Raw genomic sequence first — 24,639 nt, forward strand, 5'->3', positions numbered from 1 at the left:
ACCATGCCCGCGCACGAGATAGATTACGAGATCAAGGGCCAGGAACTGCAGTTTGTCGAGATCGAGCTCGACCCCGGCGAGAGCGCGGTGGCGGAGGCCGGGTCGATGGTCTGGAAGGACCCGTCGATCGAGATGACCACGGTGTTCGGCGATGGCAGCGACGATCAGGGCGGCGGCTTCATGGGCAAGCTGCTCGGCGCGGGCAAACGTCTGGTCACCGGCGAGAGCCTGTTCACCACCGTGTTCACGCATACCGGATCGGGCAAGGCGCGCGTCGCTTTTGGTGCGCCGGTGCCGGGATCGATCCTGCCGATCGACCTGTCGCGCTACGGCGGGCGTCTGATCTGCCAGAAGGACAGCTTTCTGGCCGCGGCCAAGGGCGTGTCGATCGGCATCCACTTTCAGAGGCGCATCCTCACCGGGCTGTTCGGCGGCGAGGGCTTCATCATGCAGAAGCTTGAGGGCGATGGCATGGTGTTCGCGCAGATGGGCGGCACGATCGTCGAACGCGAGCTGCGGGCGGGCGAGGAGCTGCATGTCGATACCGGCTGCATCGCCGCGTTCACCGGCAATGTCGATTTCGACCTGGTCTCGGCGGGCGGCATCAAGACCTCGCTGTTCGGCGGCGAGGGTCTGTTCTTCGCGCGGCTGCGCGGGCCGGGCCATGTGTGGATCCAGTCGCTGCCCTTCTCGCGGCTCGCCGGGCGGATGCTGGCCGCCGCAGGACCGCGCGGCGGTCAGAACCGGGGCGAAGGCTCTGCGCTCGGCGCGTTTGGCGACCTGATCAGCGGTAACAACTGAGGGTGAATGGCCCCGCGCGTCGTGCCGGCGCGCGGGGCCATTCCGAAAATCAGAAGGTGTAGGTCACGCCGACGCCGCCGAAATACTGGTTGGCATCGCCGCGGATCGACACGATCGGGCTGTCGGCAAAATCGCCCTGCAGCCGCGAATAGCTGGCGAGCGCGAACACGCCCCAGCCGCCATCAAGCGCGTTGCCCGACAGGTCGAGGCCGAGCAGGACCGAGGTCTGCAGCGACTTCAATCCGCCATCGGCACGGAAGCGCGGCAGACCCGATGCAGCGCTGCCGGCAGCATCAATGCTGAAATAGGTATTGGCATAATCGCCATCGACGAAATCGGCCGAGGCGGAGACGTTGACCACGCCCTTGGTGCCGAGCAGCCGGTTATAGCTGACCTGCGGCGTGACGATCGCGCCCGAATGCACGCCGGTCACGTCGAACAGCGCGTCGGTGGTGAAGGTCATGCTGTCGAAACGGCCGAAGATGCGGTTGATCTTGACCCCGCCCGATGCGCCGAGCTCGAGCGCGATCGGAAAGTCGCCCAGCCGTTTGACCACGGCATCGCGGATGCGGTTGTTGCGCTCGGGCCGGACGCGGAACATCGGGCCGGCGATGAATTCGACCTTGGGCAGCACCGGGTCCTTGACCAGATCGACGAACAGGCCCGGGCCGCGCGCAGCGAAATTATAGCCCTTGTAGCTGCCCTGGATGATCGGCGCAGGGAAGAAGACATACTGGTCCGAACCTTCGTAGCTGGGCACCATGCCCGCCCCCAGGCCCACGGTCATGTAGAAGTCCTTGGCGAACACCGACTGCGACATCGCCGCAGCGGTCGCCAGAAGTCGGAGCTGTTCGGGTGTCGGTCCGGGCTTGGCGGGCGCCTGCTCCTTCTTTTCTTCCGCGGCAGGCGCGGGCGGCTGGTCGGCTACGGCCTGGGCAAGCGCGGGCGTGCTGATGCTGGCAAACAGGGCAAGGCTCGCAAGGGTTCTGGCGATCATCGGATGAATTCCATGAAGGATGGTGCTCCGCCGGGGCGAGAGCATGTGGGGGGACACCGCGCGGCCCGATATAATGCTGCGGTGCAACAGATCAAGACGATTGCGCGAAGCTCGGATTGTTGTGAATAAATTTACACAATGACAAAGCAAGGCCTTCGCACTTGCCGCAATTAGACAAGATTCTTGCAGCAATGATGCGGTGATCCGGCTCATGTCGCGTAAATCAGCAGCATCAGCTGTCAATTTATGACACTGCCTGATTCGCAAGAGGAAAGCCCCATGTCCTATACCGATCACATCCGCGCCAACGAACAGCTCGTTGCCAGCAAGCAGGGCCGCTGGACCGGCATCAATCCGGAATCCGTCGCGCGCATGCAGCTGCAGAACCGGTTCAAGACCGGTCTCGACATCGCTCGCTATACCGCGAAGATCATGCGCGAGGACATGGCCGCCTATGATGCCGATCCGTCGCAATACACCCAGTCGCTGGGCTGCTGGCACGGCTTCATCGCGCAGCAGAAGATGATCGCGATCAAGAAGCATTTCGGCACCACCAAGCGCAAATATCTGTACCTGTCAGGCTGGATGGTCGCCGCGTTGCGCAGCGAATTCGGTCCCCTGCCCGATCAGTCGATGCACGAAAAGACGAGCGTGCCCGCGCTGATCGAGGAACTCTATACCTTCCTGCGTCAGGCCGATGCGCGCGAGCTCGACCTGCTGTTCAGCGGAATCGACAAGGCGCGCGCCGCTGGCGACACCGCGAAGGAGCAGGAACTGCTGGGTCAGGTCGAGAATTTCCAGACACACGTCGTGCCGATCATCGCCGATATCGACGCCGGTTTCGGCAATGCGGAGGCCACCTATCTGCTCGCCAAGAAGATGATCGAAGCAGGGGCCTGCGCGCTGCAGATCGAGAATCAGGTGTCGGACGAAAAGCAGTGCGGCCACCAGGACGGCAAGGTCACCGTGCCGCACGAGGACTTTCTCGCCAAGATCCGCGCCTGCCGCTATGCGTTCCTGGAACTGGGCGTCGAGGATGGCGTCATCGTCACCCGCACCGACTCGCTGGGTGCCGGCCTGACCAAGCAGATCGCGGTCAGCCACGAGCCGGGCGATATCGGCGACCAGTATAACAGCTTCCTCGACTGCGAGGAGATCGACCCCGCCACCGCGCGCAACGGCGATGTCATCCTCAACCGCAACGGCCGCCTGCTGCGCCCGAAGCGTCTGCCCAGCAACCTCTTCCAGTTCCGCGAAGGCACTGGCGAGGACCGCTGCGTGCTCGACAGCATCACCTCGCTGCAGAACGGCGCGGACCTGCTGTGGATCGAGACCGAAAAGCCGCATGTCGAGCAGATTGCTGGCATGATGGACCGCATCCGCGAAGTCGTTCCCAATGCCAAGCTGGTGTACAACAACTCGCCATCGTTCAACTGGACGCTGAACTTCCGCCAGCAGGTCTATGACGCGATGGTCAAGGAAGGCCTGGACGTCTCCGAATATGATCGCAGCGCACTGATGGATGCGAAGTATGACGATACCGAACTCGGCATCGCCGCCGACAAGCGCATCCGCACCTTCCAGGCCGATGGTGCGCGCCGCGCCGGCATCTTCCACCACCTGATCACGCTGCCGACCTATCACACGGCTGCGCTCTCCACCGACAACCTCGCGAAGGAATATTTTGGAGAAGCGGGCATGCTGGGTTATGTACTCGGCGTCCAGCGGCAGGAGATCCGTCAGGGAATCGCATGCGTGAAGCACCAGAACATGTCTGGCAGCGACATCGGCGATGCTCACAAGGAATATTTCGCTGGCGAGGCGGCGCTGAAGGCCGGCGGCGTCAACAACACGATGAACCAGTTCTCTTGAGCAGTCGGTTCATGGTGATCGGTACTGCGTTGTTAAAACATGTCTGACCGATAAAGTTTTCCTGGGGAGGAAAAAGGTTACCCCGCCGGTGGCAACATCGGCGGGTTTCCTTTTTTCTGGCATCGACTTCATGATATCTTGGACTCCGACTCGCGATACGGAGGCGGCATATGGGCAAGGTCATCGGGCTGGGCGGGCTGTTCTTGAAATCGCCGGACCCTGATGCGTTGCGTGCCTGGTACAGCCGCGTGCTGGGCCTTGCCTTCGATGACTGGGGCGGGCTCGTCTTTTTGCCGCAGGACGCCGCGAATCACCCTGGCGCTGGCACGGTGTTTTCGCCGTTCGCGCAAAGCAGCGAGTATTTCGCGCCCTCGACCAAGGAGTTCATGTTCAACCTGATGGTCGACGATCTCGAGTCCGTGCTCGCCCGCTGCGCCGCCGAAGGGGTGGAGCCGGTCAAGACCTTCCCCGCCGAGGCGAACGGGCTGTTCGCGCACATCATGGACCCCGAAGGCCGCAAGATCGAACTGTGGCAGCCCAAGCCGATGGAATGAGCGGCGCATCTGCGCAGGCGATGGTCGCGTAGCTGGCCCAGCAACACACAAAAGGGGGCCATGATGTTCCGATATGCCTTGCTTGCGCTCAGTCTGGTTCCCGTTTCTGCGGCAAGTGCCCAGCCAGCGTCCTCTTCCGCCCCTAATGCCGCCGCCGCCCGTGCCAGCCTGGCAGGGTCGTGGGAAGGCGAGCTGGGCTATCTCGATTATTCGGCCAATCGCTGGTTCAGTATTCCGGTCAAGACGCGCGTCATCGATCAGGGCGATGGCGCGACGATGCTGCGCGTGTCCGATTTCGACGATGGGCCCAAGGTCGGCAACGTCCGCATCACGACGGGCGAGCTTTTCGATGGAAAGGCGTCGACGGTCGCGGTCGCATTGTTGCGCAAGGGGCGAGCGGTCGAGGTGACGACCTATGCGGTGCGCATCGATCCGGCCTCGCGCGATGCGACGCACTGGACGATGATCGAGGAAACCAAGGGCAGCGACGACGATCGTCCCGCAACGCTCAGGCTCACCACCGTGCGCGATGGCGATAAGGTCGAGACGCTCAAAGAGGTCGATTTTCTCGACGACGACAAGAGCGAGTGGCTCACCCGCAACCGCACCCGCTTGACGCGCGTTGGCGCCTGACCGCATCGTCCGACCTATCCCTCTGGCCGAAAGCCTCGCCATGCTCCGCTATGCCGCCGCCTATCTGTTCACCGGGCTCGCCTTTGCGCTGATCGACAGCGTGTGGCTGAAAACCATGGCCCCGCGGCTCTATCAACCACTGCTCGGCGATCTGCTCGCGCCCTCGTTCCGGCTCGCGCCCGCCGTGGTCTTCTATGTGCTCTACATTGCGGGCATCCAGATATTCGCGGTCGTGCCCGCGCTCGCCGATGGCCGTTGGCAGACCGCTTTGGTCAAGGGCGCGCTGCTCGGCTTTTTCTGCTACATGACCTATGATCTCACCAACCAGGCGACGCTCGCCACCTGGCACACGAAGATCACCGTGCTCGACATCATCTGGGGCACGTTCCTCACCGGATCGTCGGCGCTGGTCGGATTTGCTGTCACGCGGGCGGTGTTCCGATAAAATGATGATGAACGACCGATAATGTGACTCGCGCCGCCTGTTCGCTCTAGCCTGCGTCCGCTGCTCCAGACAGCCTGCGAAGGAGAGACCGCCATGCCGACCCGAGGTGAACTGGGCAGAAGCCTGATGCTGTCGATCAGCCATATCCCGCAAGGTCGCAGCAATCGCAGCGGATCACCGCTGCTGCCAAGGTACATCACGGTGCACAATACCGACAACTCGAGCATCGGAGCCGATGCCGAGGCGCACGCAAATTTCCTATCGAAGACCGGATATTATATCCATAACGGTAGCAAGCGCTGGGTATCCTGGCATTTCACCGTGGATGACGACAGCTGCGTCCGGCATCTGCCGCTCAACGAGGTCGGCTGGCATGCCGGATCGAGCCAGGGCAATGCCCAAAGTCTGGGCATAGAGATCTGCATGAACAAGGGCATCAACCAGAACAGGGCGTTCGACCGGGCCAAGACCTTGATCGCCTGTCTGTGCTACGACCTGAACCTCGAACCCGAGACCCGGGTGGTGACGCACCGGCACTGGTCGGGCAAGAACTGCCCCCGACTCTTGCTGAACAATGGCCAGGAAGGCGCAATCTGGCAGGATTTCATTGCCGATGTTCGCGCGATCCTGAACAGCATTGACGATCCGGCGCAGGTTTAGGCGCTGTCGATACTCTCGGGTAACCGCCAATCGATCGGCTCCTGCCCCTGCGCCATCAGAAACGCATTGGCCTGGCTGAAATGGCCGCAGCCCAGAAAGCCGCGATGTGCCGAGAGCGGCGAGGGGTGCGGGGCCTTCAGCACCAGATGCCGTCCGCCGCGATCGACGCTATCGACGCCCGCCGCCTTCTTTTGCGCATGACTCCCCCAGAGGAGGAACACGACCGGGCGCTCCAGCGCATTGACCCGGGCGATCACTGCATCGGTGAACCGCTCCCAGCCCTTGCCCTGGTGCGACCCGGCATCGCCCATCTCGACGGTGAGCACAGCATTGAGCAGCAGCACGCCCTGGCCGGCCCAATGTTCAAGAAAGCCGTGGCGCGGCGGTGCGATGCCGAGATCGCGCTGCAGTTCCTTGTAGATATTCGCCAGCGAGGGCGGCACCGGCACACCGGGGCGGACGCTGAAGCACAGGCCATGCGCCTGGCCGGGGCCGTGATACGGGTCCTGCCCCAGAATGACGACGCGCACCTTGTCGGGCGGGGTCAGATCGAGCGCGCGGAACCAGTGGCTGCCCGGCGGAAAGATGCGCGCGCCCGCCGCCTTGCGCTCGAGCAGGAAGCGCTTGAGATCGGCCATATACGGCGCGGCGAACTCACCGGCCAATGCCTCTCGCCATTGCGGATCAAGCCGGATGGCCGCTTCGGTGCTTGCGTTTTCGATCATGCAGCGAAGCTTGGCGCGGCGCTGGTCATGGCGTCAAGCCAGGGGTTTTCGCCGGGAGCTGTTTTGATGGTATACGCGGCAGGTGTCGCGAATCGCGACGCCACAGCAGGGGTTGCCATCATGCCGCTCACCCACGCCAAGCCTGTCACCTTCATCAACACCGCCAACCGCCGCGCCGCCGAAAGCTTCTATCGCGACGTGCTCCAGCTTGCGTTCGTTGCCGATGATGGCTTTGCCGCCGTGTTCGATCTGGGCAGCGCGGTGCTCCGCATCACCGAGCTCGAAGGCTATGCCGCCTCGCCGCACCCGGCGCTTGGCTGGTCGGTCGAGGATATCGAGCAGACCATGGAGCATCTGGTCAGCCGCGGCATCGCGCCCAGGATCTATGAAGGCTTCGGCCAGGACTCGCTCGGCATCTGGACCGCGCCCGATGGAGCGGCACGTGTCGCCTGGTTCCAGGACCCGGACGGCAACCTGCTCAGCGTCGTCCAGAGCGGCTAATCTGCCTCAGAGCGAATGCACCAGATGCCCGCCATCGACCGTCAGGATGCTGCCGGTCATGAAACGGCTGGCGTCGGAGGCGAGCAGCAGCAGCGGACCGTCGAGATCGGGCAGCTCGCCATAGCGCCGCATCGCGATGCGCTTGCGCAATGGTTCGCCTGCCTCGCCAGAGAGCTGGTCGCGGTTGATATCGGTGAGGAAATAGCCGGGGGCGAGCGCGTTGACGCGGATGTTGAACCGCGCCAGCTCCATCGCCAGCTGCTTCGTCATGTGCAGCACGCCCGCCTTGGACACGGCATAGGGGCCGGTGCCCGCTGCGGGCTGAAAGCCGGTGATCGAGGCGGTGTTGATGATATTGCCGCCGCCGCGCTCGCGCATGCCGCGCGCCGCCTCGGTCGCGACATTCCACGCACCTTTGAGGTTGATGCCCATCACGAAATCGTAATCGTCCTCGGTCTGGTCGAGCGCACGCTTGGTGACGGCGACGCCTGCATTGTTGATGCAGGTGTCGATCGCCCCGGCGGCCGCCATGCCTTCGCGCACCGAGGCGAGATCGGCGACATCCATGCGGATCGCCTCGGCGCTGCCGCCGGCGCTGCGGATGTCCTCGACCAGCGCCTCGAGCGCGGGAAGGCGGCGCGCGGTGACGATGACATGCGCGCCGCTCTTTGCCAGCAGCCGTGCGAAATGCGCGCCAAAGCCTTCGCTCGATGCGCCGGTGACCAGGATGCGCTGGCCGGTCAGATCTGCGCTCAGGCTCATGCGGCGGCTCCTTCGGTCGCGTGCTTGTGGTCGCGCTTGATCTTCTTGGCGAGCGACCATTTGTGCACTTCGGTCGGGCCGTCATAGATGCGGAAGGCGCGGATTTCACGGAACACCTGCTCGACAATCGTGTCGCCGCTGACGCCCTTGCCGCCCATCACCTGCACGCAGCGATCGGCGACGCGCATCAGCGCCTCCGATACCGCAACCTTGGCCATCGAACTTTCGACCGTGCCGAGCTCGCCGGTGTCGAGCACGCCGGCGCACCAGGCGATCATCAGCTCGGCCTGTTTCAGGTCGATCAGGTTCTCTGCCAGCATGAAGCCGACGCCCTCGTGATCGACCAGGGGCTTGCCGAACGCATGACGGCGGCAGGCATAATCGCTCGCGATCTCGTGTGCGCGGGTCGCCGCGCCAAACCAGCGCATGCAGTGCGACAGCCGGGCAGGGGAGAGGCGCACCTGCGCGTATTTGAAGCCCTCGCCGCTATTGCCCAGCATCTGGTCGGCGGGGACGCGCAGGTTTTCGATGGCGATCACCGCATGGCCGCCGGGCATCGAGCTGTCGATGGTGTCGAGCACGCGCTCGATGCGGATCGCTGGATCGGGCAGATCGACCAGGAACATGCACGCGCCGTCATCCGATTTCGCCATCACGATGCCGACCTTTGCGCCTTCCGCCCCGGTGATGAACGCCTTGCGCCCGTTGATCACCCAATGGTTGCCGTCGAGCTTGGCGGTGGTCTTCATCATCGACGGGTCGGAGCCCGCGCCGCCTTCTTCGGCCGGTTCGGTCATGAAAAAGGCCGAGCGCGATTCGCCGGAGACGAGCTGGTTTAGGAACCGCGCCTTCTGCTCCGGGCTGCCGACCTTGCCGAGCAGATACATGTTGCCCTCGTCCGGCGCGGCGGTGTTGACGGCCACGGGGCCGAGCGGTGACAGGCCCGATTTCTGCAGCACGATTGCGGTCTGCGCCTGGGTGAGGTGGCGGCCGTCGGGCAGGATGTGCGGCGTCATCACGCCTGCTTCGCGGGCAAGCGCGCGCAGCTCCAGCACCAGCTCTTCCGACGGCCCATGCGCGCCGCAGCGCGGATCGCGTTCAAAGGGGGCGACGACATCGCGGATGAACCGTTCGACCTTCTCGGCAATGGCATCGACTTCGGCGGCGGACAGATGGGACATGGCAAGGCTCCCCGAAACGTTCATGGATTCGCCCAAGCGGGGTAAAGGAGCTGACGGTTTAATCAACTGATTAAAGTGGGGGAGGGGTGGCGATATCCCATCGCGCCGTCCCCGGACCGGTCCCCTGCGAACGCAGGGGCCCATCTCCTGCCGGTTGGTCTGCAGGCACGCTCCGGAGATGGGCTCCCGCCTTCGCGGGAGACCGGGATTGGGGTGAAAAGCGGAATCCTAACGCTCTCCGGCGAAAGCCGGAGTCCAGAAGCGATGTTGCGCTGTAGCCGCCCTGGATTCCGGCTTTCGCCGGAAAACTGGTAGCTGTTGCTCTGCACGAGGTGACATGCTTAGGAAGCAACATGCTGGACGCTAAAGCTGCATCCCATTTCGCAAAAAACGGTGCGCTACTTTTCAAAGCCGCCATGGCTGCTCAGATGGATCAAGTTCTGACAGCCATTTCGGATATTCCGGGAGGTCAGGCTGGCGTTCGTTTATGGGGCATCCCTGCACTGGAGCCTACTTTGGCTTGCGACGGGTTTTTGGGATCAATTGCCGAACAGATATTGGGGGGCTGTGCTCGTCCCGTCAGGGCGATTTTGTTCGACAAGTCAATGGACGCGAACTGGTCGCTTGGTTGGCATCAGGACAGGACGATCTGTGTAAAGCAACGACGCGACGCACATGGCTTCGGACCGTGGACAGTCAAAAACGGTATTATCCACGTCGCCCCGCCGTTTGAGGTGCTGGCCCGCATGGTGACCTTGCGGGCGCACATTGATGATGTTCCGGCTACAAATGCGCCTCTCCTTATAGCGCCCGGGTCTCACAAACTTGGCAGGATCGCGATTGGTCAGATAGCTAAAGTCGTATCAGAATGCGGCCAAATGCCATGTTTGGCCGAAGCGGGTGATGTCTGGGCCTATTCAACACCTATCCTCCATGCTTCTGACGCAGCGTCTGCACCGATGAACAGAAGGGTACTGCAGGTGGATTATGCCACTGACGACCTGCCTTTCGGGTTGGAATGGCTGGGCGTGTAACCAGCCAAGGCAGTATTGAAATCCAACAAAAAACCCCGCCGCGCCGAAGCGCAGGCGGGGTTTCATGTCTCTCATCCCGGCCCGTTCAGGCCCGGAGGTCCGGTCAGCCGTTATGGGCGACCAGATTGACGGCCGAGTGCTTGCCGCGGCGATCGACCTCGAGGTCGAACTCCAGACGGTCGCCCTGGTTGAGCCCTGCCATGCCGGCACGCTCGACCGCGCTGATGTGCACGAACGCATCGGGCTGGCCATCGTCGCGGGTGATGAAGCCGAAGCCCTTCATCGCGTTGAAGAACTTGACCGTTCCGGTCGCACGCTCGCCGGTCAGTTCGCGGCGCGGAGCCTCGCTGCGCGGACCGCGATCGCCACGATCGCCGCCGCCCGAACCTTCGGACACGGGGATCAGTTCACCATCGATCTTGAGGTCGCTGGCCGAAACCTTGCCGCCGCGATCGACCAGCGTGAATTCCAGGCCCTGGCCCTCGGCGAGGTTGGAAAGACCGGCACGCTCGACTGCGCTGATGTGGACGAACACATCGTCGCCGCCATCTTCGCGCTGGATGAAGCCGAAGCCCTTCTGGGCGTTGAAGAACTTCACCTTGCCCTTGGCTTCGCCGACCACCTGGGTGGGCATGCCGCCAAAGCCGCCGCGGCCACCACCGCCGCCGCCGCCGCGCGGGCCGCCGCCGAAGCCGCCGCCACCACCGCCGCCGAAGCCGCCGCGGTCCCCGCCGCCAAAGCCACCACCGCCGCCGCCGAAGCCGCCACGGTCACCATAGGAAGGCGGAGGCGAAAAAGCGTCGAAATCATCCTCGCCAAATCTGTCGCGTTTATCCCGGCCTCTGCCGCCGCGCCGACCCCTGTCAAAACTCATGCCGAACTATTCACTTTCAATGTCGTCCTGGATCACTCGCTCAAGAACAGGGCGGACGTAAACCCCATCACTCAAATTCAGGCTAGCATCCCGGCGAACCTGTCTGACTCCCTGCCAGCCGCCGCGAATACCGCGCAATTCTTTAAAACACCCCAACCCAAGTCAATGGAAGCAGGCGACTTTTCGACAGTGTCACCGGCCTTCCCCGACCAAAAACCTGTGGAAGATCGCATTTCCTGCCTTGCGCAACAGGACAAGCCCGCAAAAAGGCACGCACTTCCAAGTGATTCTCTTAAACCAAATTCGGATGCTTGGCGAACGATAAATGGCCGTGATCGTGGCTTTGCCGCACGTCCGAAGCGGCTGAGCCACAGCGATGATCGCCACCGGTGAGTGACGCGCCGCTCTACCTGCCGCAAAATCGATGCCGGGGGCATCCAGCAGGCCTTGCCAGACCCCGATGGCTGCGGCAATTGGGGCCGATGGACAGCATCATCCCGCTCTTGAGCGACCCCGCAGCCTGGGCCGCGCTCGTCACGCTCGTCGTGCTCGAAGTCGTGCTTGGCATCGACAACCTGATCTTCATCTCGATCCTGTCGAACAAGCTGCCCGTGCACCAGCAGCAGACCGCGCGCCGCGTCGGTATCGGCCTGGCGCTGGTGATGCGGCTGGCGCTGCTGTCGATGATCGCCTTCATCGTCTCGCTGACCACGCCGGTGTTCGATCTGGGCATCACCGGCACGCCCGGTCAGAATGGCGAGCCGACGTTCGAGACGCAGTTCTCGTGGCGCGACCTCATCCTGATCGCGGGCGGGCTGTTCCTTGTGTGGAAGGCGACCAAGGAAATCCATCACAGCGTCGATGACGAGCCCTCGGGCGAGGCGCTCGACAAGAAGGGCAGGGCGGCGATCGGCTTCGGCTCGGCGATCGTGCAGATCATCGCGCTCGACATGGTGTTCTCGATCGATTCGATCCTGACCGCGGTCGGGATGACCGACGAGGTGCCGATCATGATGGCGGCCGTGATCATAACCGTGGGCGTGATGCTGGTCGCGGCCGACCCGCTCGCCAATTTCATCAACCGCAACCCCACGGTGGTGATGCTGGCTTTGGGCTTCCTGCTGATGATCGGCGCGGTGCTGATCGCCGATGGCTTCGGCGTACACGTGCCCAAGGGTTATATCTATGCCGCCATGGCCTTTTCTGCGATGGTGGAAACCCTGAACATCTGGGCCCGTAACGGGCGCGAAAAGCGGCGCCTTGCATCGCCGACCAGCAATGACGGCGAGACAGCATGAGCGTTTATTTTCACGAGGAAGACCTGCCAGCGGACGTGCTGGCGCCCGGCCCGGTGGCCGTGGATACCGAGACCATGGGCCTCATCACCCCGCGCGATCGCCTGTGCCTGGTGCAGATCTCGGATGGGCGCGGTGACGAGCATCTGGTGCGCTTCATGCCCGGCAGCGAATATGCTGCGCCCAATCTGCGCGCGGTGCTGGCCGACCCCGAGCGATTGAAGCTCTACCATTTCGCGCGGTTCGATCTTGCGGCGATCAAGCATTATCTCGGCGTGATGGCCGCGCCCGTATTCTGCACCAAGATCGCCTCGCGCCTCATTCGCACCTATACCGACCGGCATGGCCTGAAGGAACTGGTGCGCGAGGTGCTGGGCAAGGAACTGAGCAAGGTGCAGCAGTCGAGCGACTGGGGCGCGCCCGAGATCAACGATGCCCAGCGCGACTATGCCGCAAGCGACGTGCGCTTCCTGCACGCGCTGCACGTGGCGATGGACGCGCGGCTGGTGCGCGAAGGTCGGCGCGAGATCGCGCAGGCCTGTTTCGATTTTCTCCCCGCGCGCGCCGAGCTCGACCTCGCCGGCTGGCCGGAAATTGATATTTTCGCGCACGCTTAATATATCGCGCCGCTCGAAGGACGTGCGATCAGCGTGCGTTCGCAGTCCAAAGGCCTGAACAGCATTTCATGACCCAGCGTGCCGACCAGATGCGTAACCGCCGCCAGCTGTTCGCCGCGCCCGGCAGCAGCCACGACAAGATGGTGCGCTTTCTCGGCATGTTCCTGCCTGCGGCGATCGGCGTGCTGGTCGCGTTCCTCGCGCTCGCGCCGCTGCTGCGCAATACCGAGGTCAGCTTCCTGCTCGACAAGAACCAGGTCGATATCGCGCGCGAACGCATGCGCGTGACCCAGGCCATGTATCGCGGCCAGGACAGCGAAGGCCGGCCCTTCTCGCTCGAGGCAGGTTCTGCGGTGCAGAAAAGCTCGCGCAACCCTGTGGTCGAAATGAACGATCTCGCCGCGCGCATCCTGCTGAAGGACGGGCCTGGCGTGCTCGAGGCGGGGCGCGGCAACTATAATATGGATACCGAACAGGTTTCGGTCGTTGGGCCGGTGCAGTTCAGCAGCGCCAATGGCTATCGCATGGTGACGCGCGATGTCGATATCGATCTGCCCAAGCGCAGCATGGTCAGCCGCGGCGAGGTGACCGGACGCTTGCCGACTGGCACTTTCCGCGCCGACCGGCTAAAGGCCAATCTTGCCGAGCGTACGGTCACGCTGGAAGGGCGCGCGCGGTTGCGCATGACCCAGGGCGGACTGCCATGACGGGTCGCAGGAAGACAGGACAGAAGATGCGGTTTTCGGGCAGGATTTTGGGGCACGCACGGCGCGCGCTGCTGGCGGTGTCGGCGGGCGGCATCGCGCTTGCCGGATTGATGCTTGCGCCTGCAGGCGTGACCGCGCAGTCGCTGATGAACCATAACAGCAACGCGCCGGTCGATTATGCCGCCGATCGCATCGAGTTGCAGGACCGTGCCAACCGCGTGCTGCTGTCGGGCAATGTCGACATCACCCAGGCCGGGCTTCGGCTACAGGCGGCGCGGATGACCGTGGCCTATCGCAACGCGGGCAGCATCGAGATCGAGCGGATCGACGCCAATGGCGGCGTGGTGGTCACCAAGGGCGACGAGCGCGCCAGCGGCAATGTCGGCATCTATGATTTCAACCGCCGCATCATCACGCTGATCGGCAATGTCGCGCTGCGCCAGGGCGGCAATACGCTGAACGGCGGACGCATGGTGATCGACCTGACCACGGGCCGTTCGACCGTCGATGGCCGCTCGGCCGGCGGCGCGCCCGGCCAGACCGGCAGCGCGGGCGGACGCGTGTCGGGCACGTTCTCGGTGCCCAAGCGGGATTGAGCTCCAGCCGATCCACGTTTCCGTCATCCTGAACTTGTTTCAGGATCCATCGCACCCCACCAGCCACAGCCGCGTGGGGAGAAATGGACCCTGAAACAAGTTCAGGGTGACGGACAAGGAAGCGGTGTTCCATCCCTGCCATGCATAAATCCTGCCAACATCCGATTATCGCCGGTTTTCATCGCCTTGTTCCGTGCTATGGGATAGGCAAGACACCAGCGGCGCCGAGCGTTGCGGGCAAGATTTGCAGGAAGTCAGAATGAACGATGTCGCCCCCCAGGGCCTGCTCAGCGGTACCGCGGCCGATCCGGCGACGTCGCGCGATGGCCTGAACGTCGTCTCGATCGCCAAGAGCTATGACAAGAAGGTCGTGCTCTCGGACGTGTCGCTGCAGGTTGCCAAGGGCGAGGTGCTCGGCCTGCTCGGACCCAATGGCGCGGGCAAGACCACCTGCTTCTATTCGATCATGGGGCTGGTAAAGCCCAATTCGGGCCGCATCATGCTCGATGGCGTCGATATCACCCAGCTGCCCATGTACCGCCGCGCGATCCTGGGCCTGGGCTATCTGCCGCAGGAAACCTCGATCTTTCGCGGCATGACGGTCGAACAGAATATCAGCGCGGTGCTCGAACTGGTCGAGCCGGTGGTGGAAGCCCGCGCCGAGCGGCTCGAGACGCTGCTCGACGAATTCGGTCTGACCCGGCTGCGGTCCTCGCCCGCGATGGCGCTGTCGGGTGGCGAGCGCCGCCGCTGCGAGATCGCGCGTGCGCTCGCGGCCAGCCCCTCGATCATCCTGCTCGACGAACCGTTCGCCGGCATCGATCCGCTGTCGATCGCCGACATCCGCGACCTGATCAAGCAGCTCAAGTCGCGCGGCATCGGCGTGCTGATCACCGACCACAATGTCCGCGAGACGCTCGACATCGTCGACCGCGCCTGCATCATCTATGACGGCAAGGTGCTGTTCGCCGGCACGCCCGAGGCGCTGGTGGCGGACGAGAATGTGCGCCGCCTGTATCTGGGCGAAGGCTTCGCCTTGTAATGGCACGCCGGGGGGCAAGAGGCTGATCCGATGGCACTGGGGCCACGCCTTGACCTGAGGCAGAGCCAGTCGCTGGTGATGACGCCGCAGTTGCAGCAGGCGATCCGGCTGCTCGCGCTGTCGAATATCGAGATCGAGGCGTTCATCGGCGAGGAGCTGGAGCGCAATCCGCTGCTCGAGCTGGGCGGCGACGATGGCGGCGGCGATATCCAGCTGGGCGGGGTCGATGCGGTGTTCGATGCACCCGCCGCGCCGCCCTCGGATGGCGAGCCCATCGGCAGCGACGAGCTGATCGGGGCCGGCATGGGCGAGATCGACCGCCCGCTCGACATGGACTTGAACGGCGAGGTCTTCCACCACGACAGCGTCAGCGACTGCCCCGAACGCATGGCTGGCGAAGCATCGGGCGGGCTCGACGGTGCACTGTCAATGAACGACATCGCCACCGGCGGCGGTGCGGACAGCGACGGCTGGGAGGATTCGCTCGAATATGACCTGTCCTTGCGCGAACATCTGCACGCCCAGGCGGGCATCGTGCTATCGGGCGTGCAGCTGTTCATCGGCCGGCACCTGATCGAGCTGATCGACGAGAACGGCTATCTGCGCGGCGACCTGCTCCAGGTCTCGCACCAGCTCGGCGTGCCGCTGGTCGAGGTCGAGGCCGCGCTGGCGGCGGTGCAAACGCTCGAGCCGACCGGGGTCGGCGCGCGCGACCTTGCCGAATGTCTGGCGCTCCAGGCGAAGGATGCAGACCGCTACGACCCGTGCATGGCGCGGCTGATCGACAATCTGGAACTGCTCGCGCGGGGCGCGCTGCCGCAACTCAAGCGCATCTGCCGGGTCGATGACGAGGATCTGGCCGACATGATCGCCGAGCTGCGCCAATATGATCCCAAGCCCGGCAGCCGCTTCGGCGGATCGAGCATCGAGGCGGTGGTGCCCGACCTGTTCGTGGTCGAGCGCGAGGGCAAATGGGTGATCGAGATCAACAGCGCCACCTTGCCGCGCCTGCTGGTCAACCGTTCTTATGCGGTGTCGCTCACCGGCGGGCGGCACGATGCCAAGTCCAAGGCCTGGCTCGGCGAATGCCTGGCCGAGGCCAACTGGCTGGTAAAGGCGCTCGACCAGCGCCAGCGCACGATCATCAAGGTGGCGAGCGAGATCGTGAAGCAGCAGGAGGGTTTCTTCCGCAACGGCGTCACGCATCTGCGCCCGCTGACGCTGCGCAGCGTTGCCGATGCGATCGAGATGCACGAATCGACCGTCAGCCGCGTCACCAGCCACAAATATCTCAGCTGCGCGCGAGGGCTGTTCGAGCTCAAATATTTCTTCACCAGTGCGATCCAGTCGACCGATGGCGGCGACGCGGTCTCGGCCTCTGCGGTGAAGAGCCATATCAAGGCGTTGATCGACGAGGAGGATGCCAAGAACATCCTGTCCGATGACCAGCTGGTCGACATGCTCAAGGAACGCGGCTTCGACATCGCGCGGCGCACGGTGGCCAAATATCGCGAGGCCTTGGGTCTGGGCTCCTCGGTCCAGCGCCGCCGCCAGAAGAAGCTGCAGGGCGCGCGGTGAGCCCCGTTATCTAGGGTTGGTCACAGGAATCGCCTCTCCCTCGATGGGAGAGGCAGCGAGACTTGGCGACGAAGGAGCCTTGTCGCAGCGGTGAGGGTGATGGTGCGGCTGGCCGCTGCGTTTCGTCCCGGAACCGACTGCGCAATCCGGCCCACTCACCCCCACCCAACCCTCCCCCATCAAGGGGGAGGGCTAGAACGATTATTGCAGCGTCACCCTGGGATCATCGCTGTCGCGCCGCCCGAAGAACTGCATCAGCTGCACCAGCAGGTCGGCGCGGACCTTGAGACCCTCGGCCTCGAGCAGCGCCTGTTTGGCCGCTGCATCGAACGGCGCGATCTGCGCGATGCCGTTGACCAGCGAACGATCGTCGAGCCGCGCCACCGAATCCCAGTCGACGCTATAGCCCTGCGCGTTGGCGAAGCGCTGCGATTCGCGCTCCAGGCTCGCGCGCTCGATGCTGGAGAGCGCCTGATCGTTCTCGTTCTCCTCGATCAGCTCGGCCTCGATCTGGCGGAACGGCGTGGTCACCTCGAGCTCGCGCAGCACGCGGAACCGGGCAAAGCCTTCCAGCACAAGATTGTAGCGGCCATCCTCGAGCGCCTCGACATCGATGATCCGCCCGACACAGCCCATGTCGAACAGCGGCGGCGGTTCGCCCGCCGCGCGCGGCTGGATCATCCCGATCTGCCGGTCGCGCGCCATCGCGTCGCTGACCAGCGCGCGATAGCGCGGCTCGAAAATATGCAGCGGCACCTGCAGCCCGGGGAACAGGATGACGCCGGTCAAGGGAAAGAGAGAGATGCGCTGTGCGACCATTGCGGATATCGCCCTCAGCCGAACAATGCGGCGGAAAGCTTGCGCCGCGTCGCCGAGACCCAGGGATCTTCGAGCCCGACCGCTTCGAAGATCTGCAACAGCCGCGCGCGCGCCGCGCCCTCGTTCCAGTCCTTGTCGGCGCGCACGATGGCGAGCAGATGATCGGCCGCCTCGTCGCGCGACCCGGCGGCGAACAAGGCGACCGCCAGGTCATAGCGCGCGGCATGATCGTCGGCATTCGCCTCGACCGCCGCGCGCAGCCCTGCAATCTCGCTGTCGTCGGCCTTGTCGGCGACCAGCGCCAGCGCCGATTTCGCGCGCTCCAGCAGCGGGTCGGAGGCGATTTCGGGCGGCAGGTCGTCGAGCAGCGCCTGCGCCTCTTCAGTCTTGCCGGCCAGGGTGAGCGCGCGCACGAGGCCCGCGAGCGCCGCGACGCTATCGGGCGCCATGTCCAGTATCTGCGCAAAGATGCCCGCAGCACGCTCGCCATCGCCGCTGGCCAGCACCTCTTCCCCCATGTCGAGCAGCGGCGCGATATCGGGTCCCTGCGGCTCGCCATCGCCCGCCTGGATCGGCAGCTTGTCGAGCAGCTGGTCGAGTATGCCCGCAAGCTGCGATTCGGTGCGCGCGTTGGTCAGATTGGCGACCGGCTGGCCCTGGAACATCGCATAGACGGTGGGGATCGACTGGATCTGGAATTGCGAGGCGATGAAGCGCTCTTCATCGACATTGACCTTGACCAGTACAACGCCGCGATCGGCATATTGCGCGGCGACCTTTTCCAGCACCGGGGTCAGCGCCTTGCACGGCCCGCACCATTCCGCCCAGAAATCGAGGATGACGAGCTTGGTCATCGAAGGCTCGACGACATTCTTGCGGAATGCCTCGACCGCCTTGTGCTCTTCGGTGGTCAAACCCATGCTTGCCAAGTTCCATGCTCCTGCTGTCCGGCGCGCCCGCTTGCATCGCGATAGGGCCATCGGGAGGTGCATCCTCCCCTGTCTCGCGCGCCCTTATCCGAAACCCCAAGATGGTGCGCAAGCCGCATATGCCAAGGGCTGCAAAAGGAATCGTCACGAATCGCAAATAGGGGCTTGCCGGACCAGAAAGCCGCTGCTAATTGCGCGCCTCACCCGCTGGACCGACACACCGGACCAGCCGCCGAGCGGGCGTAGCTCAGGGGTAGAGCACAACCTTGCCAAGGTTGGGGTCGAGGGTTCGAATCCCTTCGCCCGCTCCAGTTTTCTCCCAGAAAACCAATTGTTTGAACCTCGCGAAGCTCGCGAGGGCTTGGTGACAACAGTCAATTCCCCCGGGATTGTCACCACATTGTCACCAGTGCAATTCCAGCTTGGGACAATTCAGGCGTGCTCACGTCCCAGCCAGCCCAATCAATAACATCGATAATCACACGACCGGTGGTCGGGACAGGCCAATCTTGTTGGGGCGCCGGTTACGCGAATTGCCTGCACCCGGGCATGACCAACCACTCGCATTAGCCGCTGATCCCTGGGCTCGAAGCCTGTCCTCCTTCAATCAACCCGTGAAGGGTCCGCTACGCTAGCGCGTGCGGCCGCAGCCGAGCCGCGGTGATTGCGGCCAGCCCCCGGCCCTTGGGGCGACTGTCGAGCGGGGTGGTCCCGCTCCTCGACAGGAGCCGCATCATGCCACTTGCAACCGCACAATCACTTGGCTTGAACCTTTCCCGGACGCTGATGACGGTTATCGTCCTGATCAAGACCGGTCAGGGCTATTTTGTCATCCCTGCCGACGAATTTGACGGCGACCCCGATCAGGTCGTGCGCGAATATGACCCATTCGCCCGCTGACTTCAGGGACACTCGGACGTTTCGAACCGAGATTCATTGTGCTAATCTTGCCGCGCAGATTGCGCTGAGGTGGTGGTGGCGAGCGCGTCCAGACAAGGGGCGCCTATGACCATTCTTCTCATCCTCGGGAGCATCGCCGGCCTTTACATGCTCTCGCTCCTGTTCCGGCTCGCCAGCCTGGCGCTGCCAGTCTACGTCGCCATCGGTACGAGCTTTGCCCTGCTTCGCGGCGCGCACGGTTATCCTGCGGCAATTCTGACTGGCTTTTTCGCTGGAATCGCTACCCTGCTTATCGGCCGATTTCTGATCGCCTATATCCGATCACCCTCGGTTCGGCTTGGAATTGCGCTGCTCTTTGCGGTGCCGGCCGCCTTCGCCGGCTATCAAGCTGCCCACGGCCTGGCTTCACTAGCGACGAGCAGCGATCCCGCATTGGCGATTCTCGGAACGATCGCGGCTGTCGCCACATCCATCTCCGCCTGGCGAAACGTAATGAGTGGCAGCGATCTGTTCGACATGGCCTCAGCTACCGACCGATCAGATGGAAGCTATCCCCGATAGCGCTGCATTCGTCGGAAACGAATAGCAGGACGGCGTGGTCAGGGCGATTGCCTCCTGCAGCGTCATCGACTGACCAGGTTCGAGCTTCCTCTGGACCGGCCCTCCCGACGATTGACCTCGCGAACTGCGTACCGGGCTTCATTTCCAGACGGACAGCTCTAGGACGGCCTCCTTCGATCCGCGCCTATGTCAGCAAGATGCTACGCTTGGCAGGCTTGCCGCAACGGTGTGTTTCGGACTTTCTTCCCCCGGCGTTCCGCCGTTCCTCGCGAGACAAGAAAGACCGATCACCCCGTCCTTCGCTGACGCTGCGGGCTGACGCTGCGGCGCCTGCCACTGGCTGACCTTCATCCGCGCATCGAGGCCGCACTGGAGCGGTCCGACCAACGGAAAGGAAATACCCATGGCAAAGATCGGCAATTTCAAGAAGGTCTCGGGAGAATTCCGTGGCCAGATCGCCACTCTCGCACTGCAGGCCAAGTCGGTCCGTATCGCAGCAGAAGAAGGCGCCAGCTCGAATGCTCCCAGCCACCGCGTATTTGTCGGCGACATCGAAATCGGCGCGGCATGGGAAAAGCGCACCCAGGATGACCGGCACTACCTCTCGATCAAGCTCGATGATCCGAGCTTCGTAGCCCCCATCTTCGCCCAGCTCTTCGAAGCTGAAGACGGCAGCTACGATCTGGTCTGGAACCGCCCCGCACGACGCAGCGAAAGCTGACCCGGCCAAGTCATCGCCCGGGCAACACCGGGCGATGACGAATCCCTAGTATATTGGGTGGCAGTATATTAGGGTTCCGCCGACCCACGGAGCATGAAGCTTCGGGAGATTTTTGCGACGAATTTAAGGCGAATGCGTCACGCCAGTGGGCTTTCGCAGGAGGAATTGGCGCATCGTGCTGGGCTCAACCGCAACTATGTCGGCCTGCTTGAACGCGCAGCAAATTCGCCCACGCTCGACACGGTTGAACGACTGGCAGAGGAACTTGTCGTCGATCCGGCCCGATTCTTCGACAAGACTGGCGAACAGTGACCGCACAATAGCGCCCGTTCGCAGATTCGACGTTCCAACTTTACAATTTTTCAACGACAGAAAGCAGAAGCTTGTTCTTCGCAAGTGGTTGCGCAACCACAATCCGTCTCAGCTTATGCGGGAAAGCGCATAATGCCCTACGGATTTAGGGGGAAATGTGGCCTGCTTCACCACTCGTGTTGCGGCGTTAACGCGACTATTATGGCTCCACACTTAGGAGGGACCCATGTCGGCTCCTGACTTCGAAGATCAACCACCGCAGATGGACCGGCTAAGCGCTTATGACGAGCGCCACCTCGTGACCTATTTGCGTCTGCTGGACGCCGAAAAAGAGGGTGCGCACTGGGAAGAGGCGGTAGCGATCATCTTCGCCATCGATCCCAAAAAGGAGCCCGAGCGGGCCAAGCTGGTTTACGACGGCCACCTCGCTCGTGCCAAATGGATGACACAGAGCGGATACCGTCATTTGCTGGATCCTCGCACAAACTAAACTCCCGACTTTCCACGATTGTGGCGCAATCGATTGTGCATTTCGCGCTGATAGCGTGCCACTGACTCCGGCACTTCTCGGAGCTTGCCGGTAACATGATCGTCCGACTCCAAAAAACCTCACAGGAGAGCTGTGATGGAAGAGAAGCCCGACTGGCGTTCGGAGAGTTACGCCAAAGCCTTTGAAGCACACGACCGTGCGGACTTCGCGCAGGAATTCCTGCGCCGCAATCCCGATTATCGTGCCCAATATGCTCGTGCCATCGACGCAGCGCCCATAGCGCGCAAACGTCTGGCCAAGCACTGGGGGTTGGTCTTTCGCGGCCGACCCTGAACATACCGCCACGCAAAGCCCCGCCATCTGGGACCCTTTCGCATCCGCTACAATCATCCGGCTGCAACCGGATCCAGCCACGACCGGCAGCTTCAATATGCTTTCCGCTGGCAAAGGTGCGACGGTCATCGCCAGCCATATTGCTGATCAAGCATCACATCTGGTGCTGACGTCTAGCGGACGACGCTATCGGTTGACCGTCCCAACAGGAGCATCCGACACTGGCCCGCTCACCTATATGCTGCCTGCGGACACGTTCTGGGAACTGCGCCGGGCTGCCATGTCAGCTTTCCATGAGCATATTCACTTTGGTCGGCTGCGTCCGCGACCAGTTTCTCTCGACCCTGGGCCATCCGAACGCTGGCGTTTGGTGCAATGGTTGAGGTTGCTCGATGCCTTGCCTGAAGGTGTCAGCGCACGCGAACTCGCAGTTGACCTGATTGCCAACGACGCGCGCCACTACTCCGCAGCTGAATGGGATAGCTCAAGCGAGCGCAAGCGGATTGCACGCTGGCACCGCCACGCGCTCGCAGTCCGCGACGGCGGCTACCGCCGCCTGCTGAACGGCAACTGATCGGGACAATCCAGACCGTCGCGGTATGTCCGTTCACCCAATCCCCTGAAAATCCGATCTCTCGCCTCCTGCTCGCCGGTCAATCCCCGTGTGTCCGGCACTTCACAGGAGGACAGTCATGGATGGAGAATTTGTACCCGTCGTTCCGCGCTACGTTCGAACACCAGACGCTGCCGTTCACCTTGGGCTTTCCGCTCGCACGCTGGAGAAGCATCGGTGCTATGGGACAGGGCCCGCCTTTCATAAGCTGGGGCGCCGGATCGTCTATGCCATCGCAGACCTCGACGCCTGGGCACAGAATGGACGCCGGAATTCGACGTCGGACCCCGGAAAAGGCATCTGTCTCTCCGCTCGACCGGTGCGGCGCTGATGCGGCCCTTTGCGCCCGCCACGCAACTGGAGCTGTTCCGGCCGATCGGCGGCGATATCGCCGCGCGGGACGCACAGGATCTCATGGCGTGGCCCTTTTTCAGCCTCGCCAAATCGCGCCGCTGCACACCAATCGATTTCACGATGGGCGCGACGTGGATTTCGGTCGAGGCCGTGCCGGAGCATGGCATGGCGACCATCTGGGACGCCGACATCCTGATCTGGGCGGCTAGCCAACTCGTCGAGGCCCGCGATGCAGGAAGACCCACGTCACGCCTTGTTGCAGCTCGACCGCACGAAATCCTGAATTTCATCGGGCGCGGGACTGGCAAAGACCATTATGAGCGGCTGCGCGCGGCACTTGACCGACTGCAATCCACCACCGTTGCGACCTCAATCCGGCAACAGCACCAACGTCGCCGTCACCGTTTCTCCTGGATCAACGAATGGCGGGAAACACTGGACGATCGTGGCCGGGCGACCGGCATCGAGATGATCCTGCCTGACTGGTTCTATGAAGGCGTGCTGGACAGAGGGCTGATCCTGACCATCGACCGGGCCTATTTCAGCCTGACTGGCGGCGTCGAGCGCTGGCTTTACCGGATTGTGCGCAAGCATGGCGGCCATCAGCGCGGTGGCTGGAGCTTCGACGTTCCACACCTGCATCTCAAATCAGGCGTGCTCTCGCCGCTCAAGCAATTCGCGTTCGAGCTGCGCAAGATCGTCCGGCAGCAGTCGCTTCCGGGCTACCATTTGAGCCTCGAGCACAGCTTCGGCCGCGAGCGGCTGATTTTCAAACCCATTCCCGTCGACTCGTTCGTCGCTGCGGCCCGGCGCGTTGGCTTGCCTGTGGAGAAGTTGCCATGACGCTCGGCCTATCGAAAACCGCCAGACTCGGCCCATCAGAAACCCGATCCTCGGCCTATCGGAAACCCGATAGTGCCAGAAACCCGCAGAAATCCGCGACAAATCGACTGCTCTCTAACTTTGCTAATAGAACAGAATCCTTCGGATTCTTGCTAACGGCCCGGCCACCTGTGGAAAACGCTGGCGCAGCGCCGACGCTTCCAGGCCTTGGGACCGCCGCTTTGCGCTCGGGGTCGGGACGGCAATCATGAGCAGTCCGGCATTGCAACGGTCTGCATCCAGACCGCAACCACGCAGCGCGTTGACCGAGGTGGAACTGACCTGGATCGAGAAGCGCTACGAGCAATGGATCCGCTTCGGCCGCATGGCGACGGATCGGATCATCAACCGTCGCACACGCATCGTCGGCTTCCGTCCTGGGACAACCTTCGCGTTTGTGCGCTGGTTGTCGAGCGACTTCGGAACGGTTTACTCCAGCATCGACATCATCACCGCCGTCAAACCCGGCGAGCCTTACACGACGCTGCCATTCGTGCGCCCGGGCGGTGAAATCCTGTTGCATATCGAAGGCTGGCCCAAGGTCGCACAAGTGCTCCAGGCCATCGATGCCGTCGAAGCGGCTGGGGTCGATCCGTGCGACGCATCACCCGATCACTGGCGCCATGTCTGCAACCGCTTGAGCGCCGGAATGCCGGCTCGCGCCTATACGGCTGAGCGCCATGCAGCCTGGCTTCGCCGTAAGGCGCTCGAAGCGTGAGCCGCCGTCCCTATCTGCACGCGACGCTGCTGTCGGCATGCCTGTTCAGCGCCGGATTTGCCGCAGTCGCTGTGCTGGTGTCAATCGGCGTTCAATCGGGACCCCCTATCGGCGCGCAAAAGGGACCCCCTTG

31 protein-coding genes and 1 tRNA gene are annotated in these 24,639 nt (G+C 63.1%); 25 read left to right on the top strand and 7 right to left on the bottom strand.

The genetic code is table 11. The annotated features are described in order from the left end of the window. Positions 1–3: 3 nt before the first annotated feature. On the top strand, positions 4–801 hold the full coding sequence (locus AX725_RS05875; RefSeq protein WP_060978597.1) for a TIGR00266 family protein: 798 nt from the start codon (positions 4–6) through the stop codon (positions 799–801). Between the two features lie 49 nt (positions 802–850). On the opposite strand, the gene AX725_RS05880 is transcribed toward AX725_RS05875, so the two are convergent. Beyond that, positions 851–1,798 (bottom strand): MipA/OmpV family protein, encoded by a 948-nt coding sequence (locus AX725_RS05880; RefSeq protein WP_060978598.1) that lies wholly within the window; start codon positions 1,796–1,798, stop codon positions 851–853. 279 nt (positions 1,799–2,077) lie between these two features. Here AX725_RS05880 and AX725_RS05885 point away from each other — a divergent pair, with 279 nt between their 5' ends. The 5 genes from AX725_RS05885 (at position 2,078) to AX725_RS05905 (ending at position 5,962) form a co-directional block, all read left to right on the top strand. Then, entirely contained in the window at positions 2,078–3,670 is a 1,593-nt protein-coding gene (locus tag AX725_RS05885) for an isocitrate lyase (RefSeq protein ID WP_060978599.1), read from the top strand. A gap of 170 nt (positions 3,671–3,840) precedes the next feature. After that, positions 3,841–4,224, top strand: a complete 384-nt coding sequence (locus tag AX725_RS05890; protein ID WP_060978600.1) for a VOC family protein — start codon at positions 3,841–3,843, stop codon at positions 4,222–4,224. A gap of 60 nt (positions 4,225–4,284) precedes the next feature. Next, positions 4,285–4,857: a hypothetical protein gene (locus AX725_RS05895; protein ID WP_060978601.1), complete on the top strand. Its 573-nt coding sequence runs from the start codon at positions 4,285–4,287 to the stop codon at positions 4,855–4,857. Positions 4,858–4,897: 40 nt separating this feature from the next. After that, the gene (locus tag AX725_RS05900) at positions 4,898–5,302 is read left to right on the top strand and encodes a DUF2177 family protein (RefSeq protein WP_060978602.1); all 405 of its coding nucleotides are present in this window, start codon (positions 4,898–4,900) and stop codon (positions 5,300–5,302) included. A 93-nt stretch (positions 5,303–5,395) separates the two neighbouring features. Further along, the gene (locus AX725_RS05905) at positions 5,396–5,962 is read left to right on the top strand and encodes a peptidoglycan recognition protein family protein (RefSeq protein ID WP_066270850.1); all 567 of its coding nucleotides are present in this window, start codon (positions 5,396–5,398) and stop codon (positions 5,960–5,962) included. Here the strand turns inward: AX725_RS05905 and ung are convergent. Further along, positions 5,959–6,687 carry a uracil-DNA glycosylase gene (ung, locus tag AX725_RS05910; protein ID WP_060978604.1) on the bottom strand — a complete coding sequence of 243 codons (729 nt, stop codon included), beginning with the start codon at positions 6,685–6,687 and terminating at the stop codon, positions 5,959–5,961. The two genes, AX725_RS05905 and ung, sit on opposite strands and share 4 nt — an antisense overlap. 120 nt (positions 6,688–6,807) lie before the next feature. Here ung and AX725_RS05915 point away from each other — a divergent pair, with 120 nt between their 5' ends. After that, positions 6,808–7,188 carry a VOC family protein gene (locus AX725_RS05915; RefSeq protein ID WP_066209308.1) on the top strand — a complete coding sequence of 127 codons (381 nt, stop codon included), beginning with the start codon at positions 6,808–6,810 and terminating at the stop codon, positions 7,186–7,188. A gap of 6 nt (positions 7,189–7,194) precedes the next feature. Here the strand turns inward: AX725_RS05915 and AX725_RS05920 are convergent, their stop codons facing one another. Together AX725_RS05920 and AX725_RS05925 are read right to left on the bottom strand one after the other, a co-directional pair. Continuing rightward, positions 7,195–7,950: an SDR family NAD(P)-dependent oxidoreductase gene (locus AX725_RS05920; RefSeq protein WP_060978606.1), complete on the bottom strand. Its 756-nt coding sequence runs from the start codon at positions 7,948–7,950 to the stop codon at positions 7,195–7,197. Continuing rightward, the gene (locus AX725_RS05925; protein ID WP_060978607.1) at positions 7,947–9,131 is read right to left on the bottom strand and encodes an acyl-CoA dehydrogenase family protein; all 1,185 of its coding nucleotides are present in this window, start codon (positions 9,129–9,131) and stop codon (positions 7,947–7,949) included. The genes AX725_RS05920 and AX725_RS05925 overlap by 4 nt, the downstream gene beginning before the upstream one ends. A gap of 353 nt (positions 9,132–9,484) precedes the next feature. On the opposite strand from AX725_RS05925, the gene AX725_RS05930 reads away from it, so the two are divergent. Then, positions 9,485–10,165, top strand: coding sequence for a phytanoyl-CoA dioxygenase family protein (locus AX725_RS05930; protein WP_060978608.1), 681 nt, complete (start codon positions 9,485–9,487; stop codon positions 10,163–10,165). Between the two features lie 103 nt (positions 10,166–10,268). Here AX725_RS05930 and AX725_RS21625 read toward each other — a convergent pair whose 3' ends face one another. Beyond that, the gene (locus AX725_RS21625; protein WP_066044305.1) at positions 10,269–11,039 is read right to left on the bottom strand and encodes a cold-shock protein; all 771 of its coding nucleotides are present in this window, start codon (positions 11,037–11,039) and stop codon (positions 10,269–10,271) included. A 482-nt stretch (positions 11,040–11,521) separates the two neighbouring features. Between AX725_RS21625 and AX725_RS05940 the strand changes: the two genes are divergently transcribed. From AX725_RS05940 to rpoN, 6 genes are all read left to right on the top strand, one after another. After that, complete coding sequence (locus AX725_RS05940) at positions 11,522–12,337, top strand: TerC family protein (RefSeq protein ID WP_060977975.1); 816 nt, start codon at positions 11,522–11,524, stop codon at positions 12,335–12,337. Next, positions 12,334–12,951, top strand: coding sequence for a ribonuclease D (locus tag AX725_RS05945; RefSeq protein WP_060977976.1), 618 nt, complete (start codon positions 12,334–12,336; stop codon positions 12,949–12,951). Before AX725_RS05940 ends, AX725_RS05945 begins: the two co-directional genes overlap by 4 nt. Before the next feature lie 68 nt (positions 12,952–13,019). Then, positions 13,020–13,658, top strand: coding sequence for an LPS export ABC transporter periplasmic protein LptC (gene lptC / locus AX725_RS05950; protein ID WP_060977977.1), 639 nt, complete (start codon positions 13,020–13,022; stop codon positions 13,656–13,658). A gap of 26 nt (positions 13,659–13,684) precedes the next feature. After that, on the top strand, positions 13,685–14,254 hold the full coding sequence (locus AX725_RS05955; protein ID WP_060977978.1) for an LptA/OstA family protein: 570 nt from the start codon (positions 13,685–13,687) through the stop codon (positions 14,252–14,254). A 259-nt stretch (positions 14,255–14,513) separates the two neighbouring features. After that, on the top strand, positions 14,514–15,296 hold the full coding sequence (lptB, locus tag AX725_RS05960; protein ID WP_060977979.1) for an LPS export ABC transporter ATP-binding protein: 783 nt from the start codon (positions 14,514–14,516) through the stop codon (positions 15,294–15,296). 30 nt (positions 15,297–15,326) lie between these two features. After that, the gene (rpoN, locus tag AX725_RS05965) at positions 15,327–16,874 is read left to right on the top strand and encodes an RNA polymerase factor sigma-54 (protein ID WP_060977980.1); all 1,548 of its coding nucleotides are present in this window, start codon (positions 15,327–15,329) and stop codon (positions 16,872–16,874) included. A 201-nt stretch (positions 16,875–17,075) separates the two neighbouring features. On the opposite strand, the gene AX725_RS05970 is transcribed toward rpoN, so the two are convergent. Further along, positions 17,076–17,693: an LON peptidase substrate-binding domain-containing protein gene (locus tag AX725_RS05970; RefSeq protein WP_060978097.1), complete on the bottom strand. Its 618-nt coding sequence runs from the start codon at positions 17,691–17,693 to the stop codon at positions 17,076–17,078. Between the two features lie 14 nt (positions 17,694–17,707). Next, on the bottom strand, positions 17,708–18,613 hold the full coding sequence (locus AX725_RS05975) for a tetratricopeptide repeat protein (RefSeq protein ID WP_060978096.1): 906 nt from the start codon (positions 18,611–18,613) through the stop codon (positions 17,708–17,710). A gap of 245 nt (positions 18,614–18,858) precedes the next feature. Between AX725_RS05975 and AX725_RS05980 the strand changes: the two genes are divergently transcribed. The 11 genes from AX725_RS05980 (at position 18,859) to AX725_RS06025 (ending at position 24,506) form a co-directional block, all read left to right on the top strand. Continuing rightward, positions 18,859–18,933 (top strand) — tRNA-Gly (locus AX725_RS05980). 424 nt (positions 18,934–19,357) lie between these two features. Continuing rightward, the gene (locus AX725_RS21225) at positions 19,358–19,522 is read left to right on the top strand and encodes a hypothetical protein (RefSeq protein WP_165362082.1); all 165 of its coding nucleotides are present in this window, start codon (positions 19,358–19,360) and stop codon (positions 19,520–19,522) included. A 105-nt stretch (positions 19,523–19,627) separates the two neighbouring features. Continuing rightward, a complete protein-coding gene (locus AX725_RS05990) occupies positions 19,628–20,083 on the top strand; it encodes a hypothetical protein (RefSeq protein WP_066117303.1) in 456 nt (151 codons plus the stop codon). A gap of 403 nt (positions 20,084–20,486) precedes the next feature. Continuing rightward, positions 20,487–20,804: a DUF736 domain-containing protein gene (locus AX725_RS05995; protein WP_066114776.1), complete on the top strand. Its 318-nt coding sequence runs from the start codon at positions 20,487–20,489 to the stop codon at positions 20,802–20,804. A 165-nt stretch (positions 20,805–20,969) separates the two neighbouring features. Then, on the top strand, positions 20,970–21,116 hold the full coding sequence (locus AX725_RS06000; protein WP_231733281.1) for a helix-turn-helix domain-containing protein: 147 nt from the start codon (positions 20,970–20,972) through the stop codon (positions 21,114–21,116). Between the two features lie 226 nt (positions 21,117–21,342). Beyond that, positions 21,343–21,606, top strand: a complete 264-nt coding sequence (locus AX725_RS06005) for a DNA -binding domain-containing protein (protein ID WP_066114778.1) — start codon at positions 21,343–21,345, stop codon at positions 21,604–21,606. Positions 21,607–21,741: 135 nt separating this feature from the next. After that, positions 21,742–21,939, top strand: coding sequence for a transcriptional regulator domain-containing protein (locus tag AX725_RS06010; RefSeq protein WP_066114780.1), 198 nt, complete (start codon positions 21,742–21,744; stop codon positions 21,937–21,939). Positions 21,940–22,036: 97 nt separating this feature from the next. Further along, a complete protein-coding gene (locus AX725_RS06015; RefSeq protein WP_066114781.1) occupies positions 22,037–22,513 on the top strand; it encodes a DUF2285 domain-containing protein in 477 nt (158 codons plus the stop codon). 118 nt (positions 22,514–22,631) lie between these two features. Continuing rightward, on the top strand, positions 22,632–22,883 hold the full coding sequence (locus AX725_RS20430) for a helix-turn-helix transcriptional regulator (RefSeq protein ID WP_081097054.1): 252 nt from the start codon (positions 22,632–22,634) through the stop codon (positions 22,881–22,883). Then, positions 22,883–23,749: a replication initiator protein A gene (locus tag AX725_RS06020; RefSeq protein WP_066114784.1), complete on the top strand. Its 867-nt coding sequence runs from the start codon at positions 22,883–22,885 to the stop codon at positions 23,747–23,749. The genes AX725_RS20430 and AX725_RS06020 overlap by 1 nt, the downstream gene beginning before the upstream one ends. A 247-nt stretch (positions 23,750–23,996) precedes the next feature. After that, on the top strand, positions 23,997–24,506 hold the full coding sequence (locus AX725_RS06025) for a DUF2840 domain-containing protein (RefSeq protein ID WP_066114786.1): 510 nt from the start codon (positions 23,997–23,999) through the stop codon (positions 24,504–24,506). The last annotated feature ends 133 nt before the right edge of the window (positions 24,507–24,639 follow it).

Source organism: Blastomonas sp. CCH9-A1 (assembly GCF_001557175.1).
In the GTDB taxonomy this organism is placed as follows: domain Bacteria; phylum Pseudomonadota; class Alphaproteobacteria; order Sphingomonadales; family Sphingomonadaceae; genus Blastomonas; species Blastomonas delafieldii_A.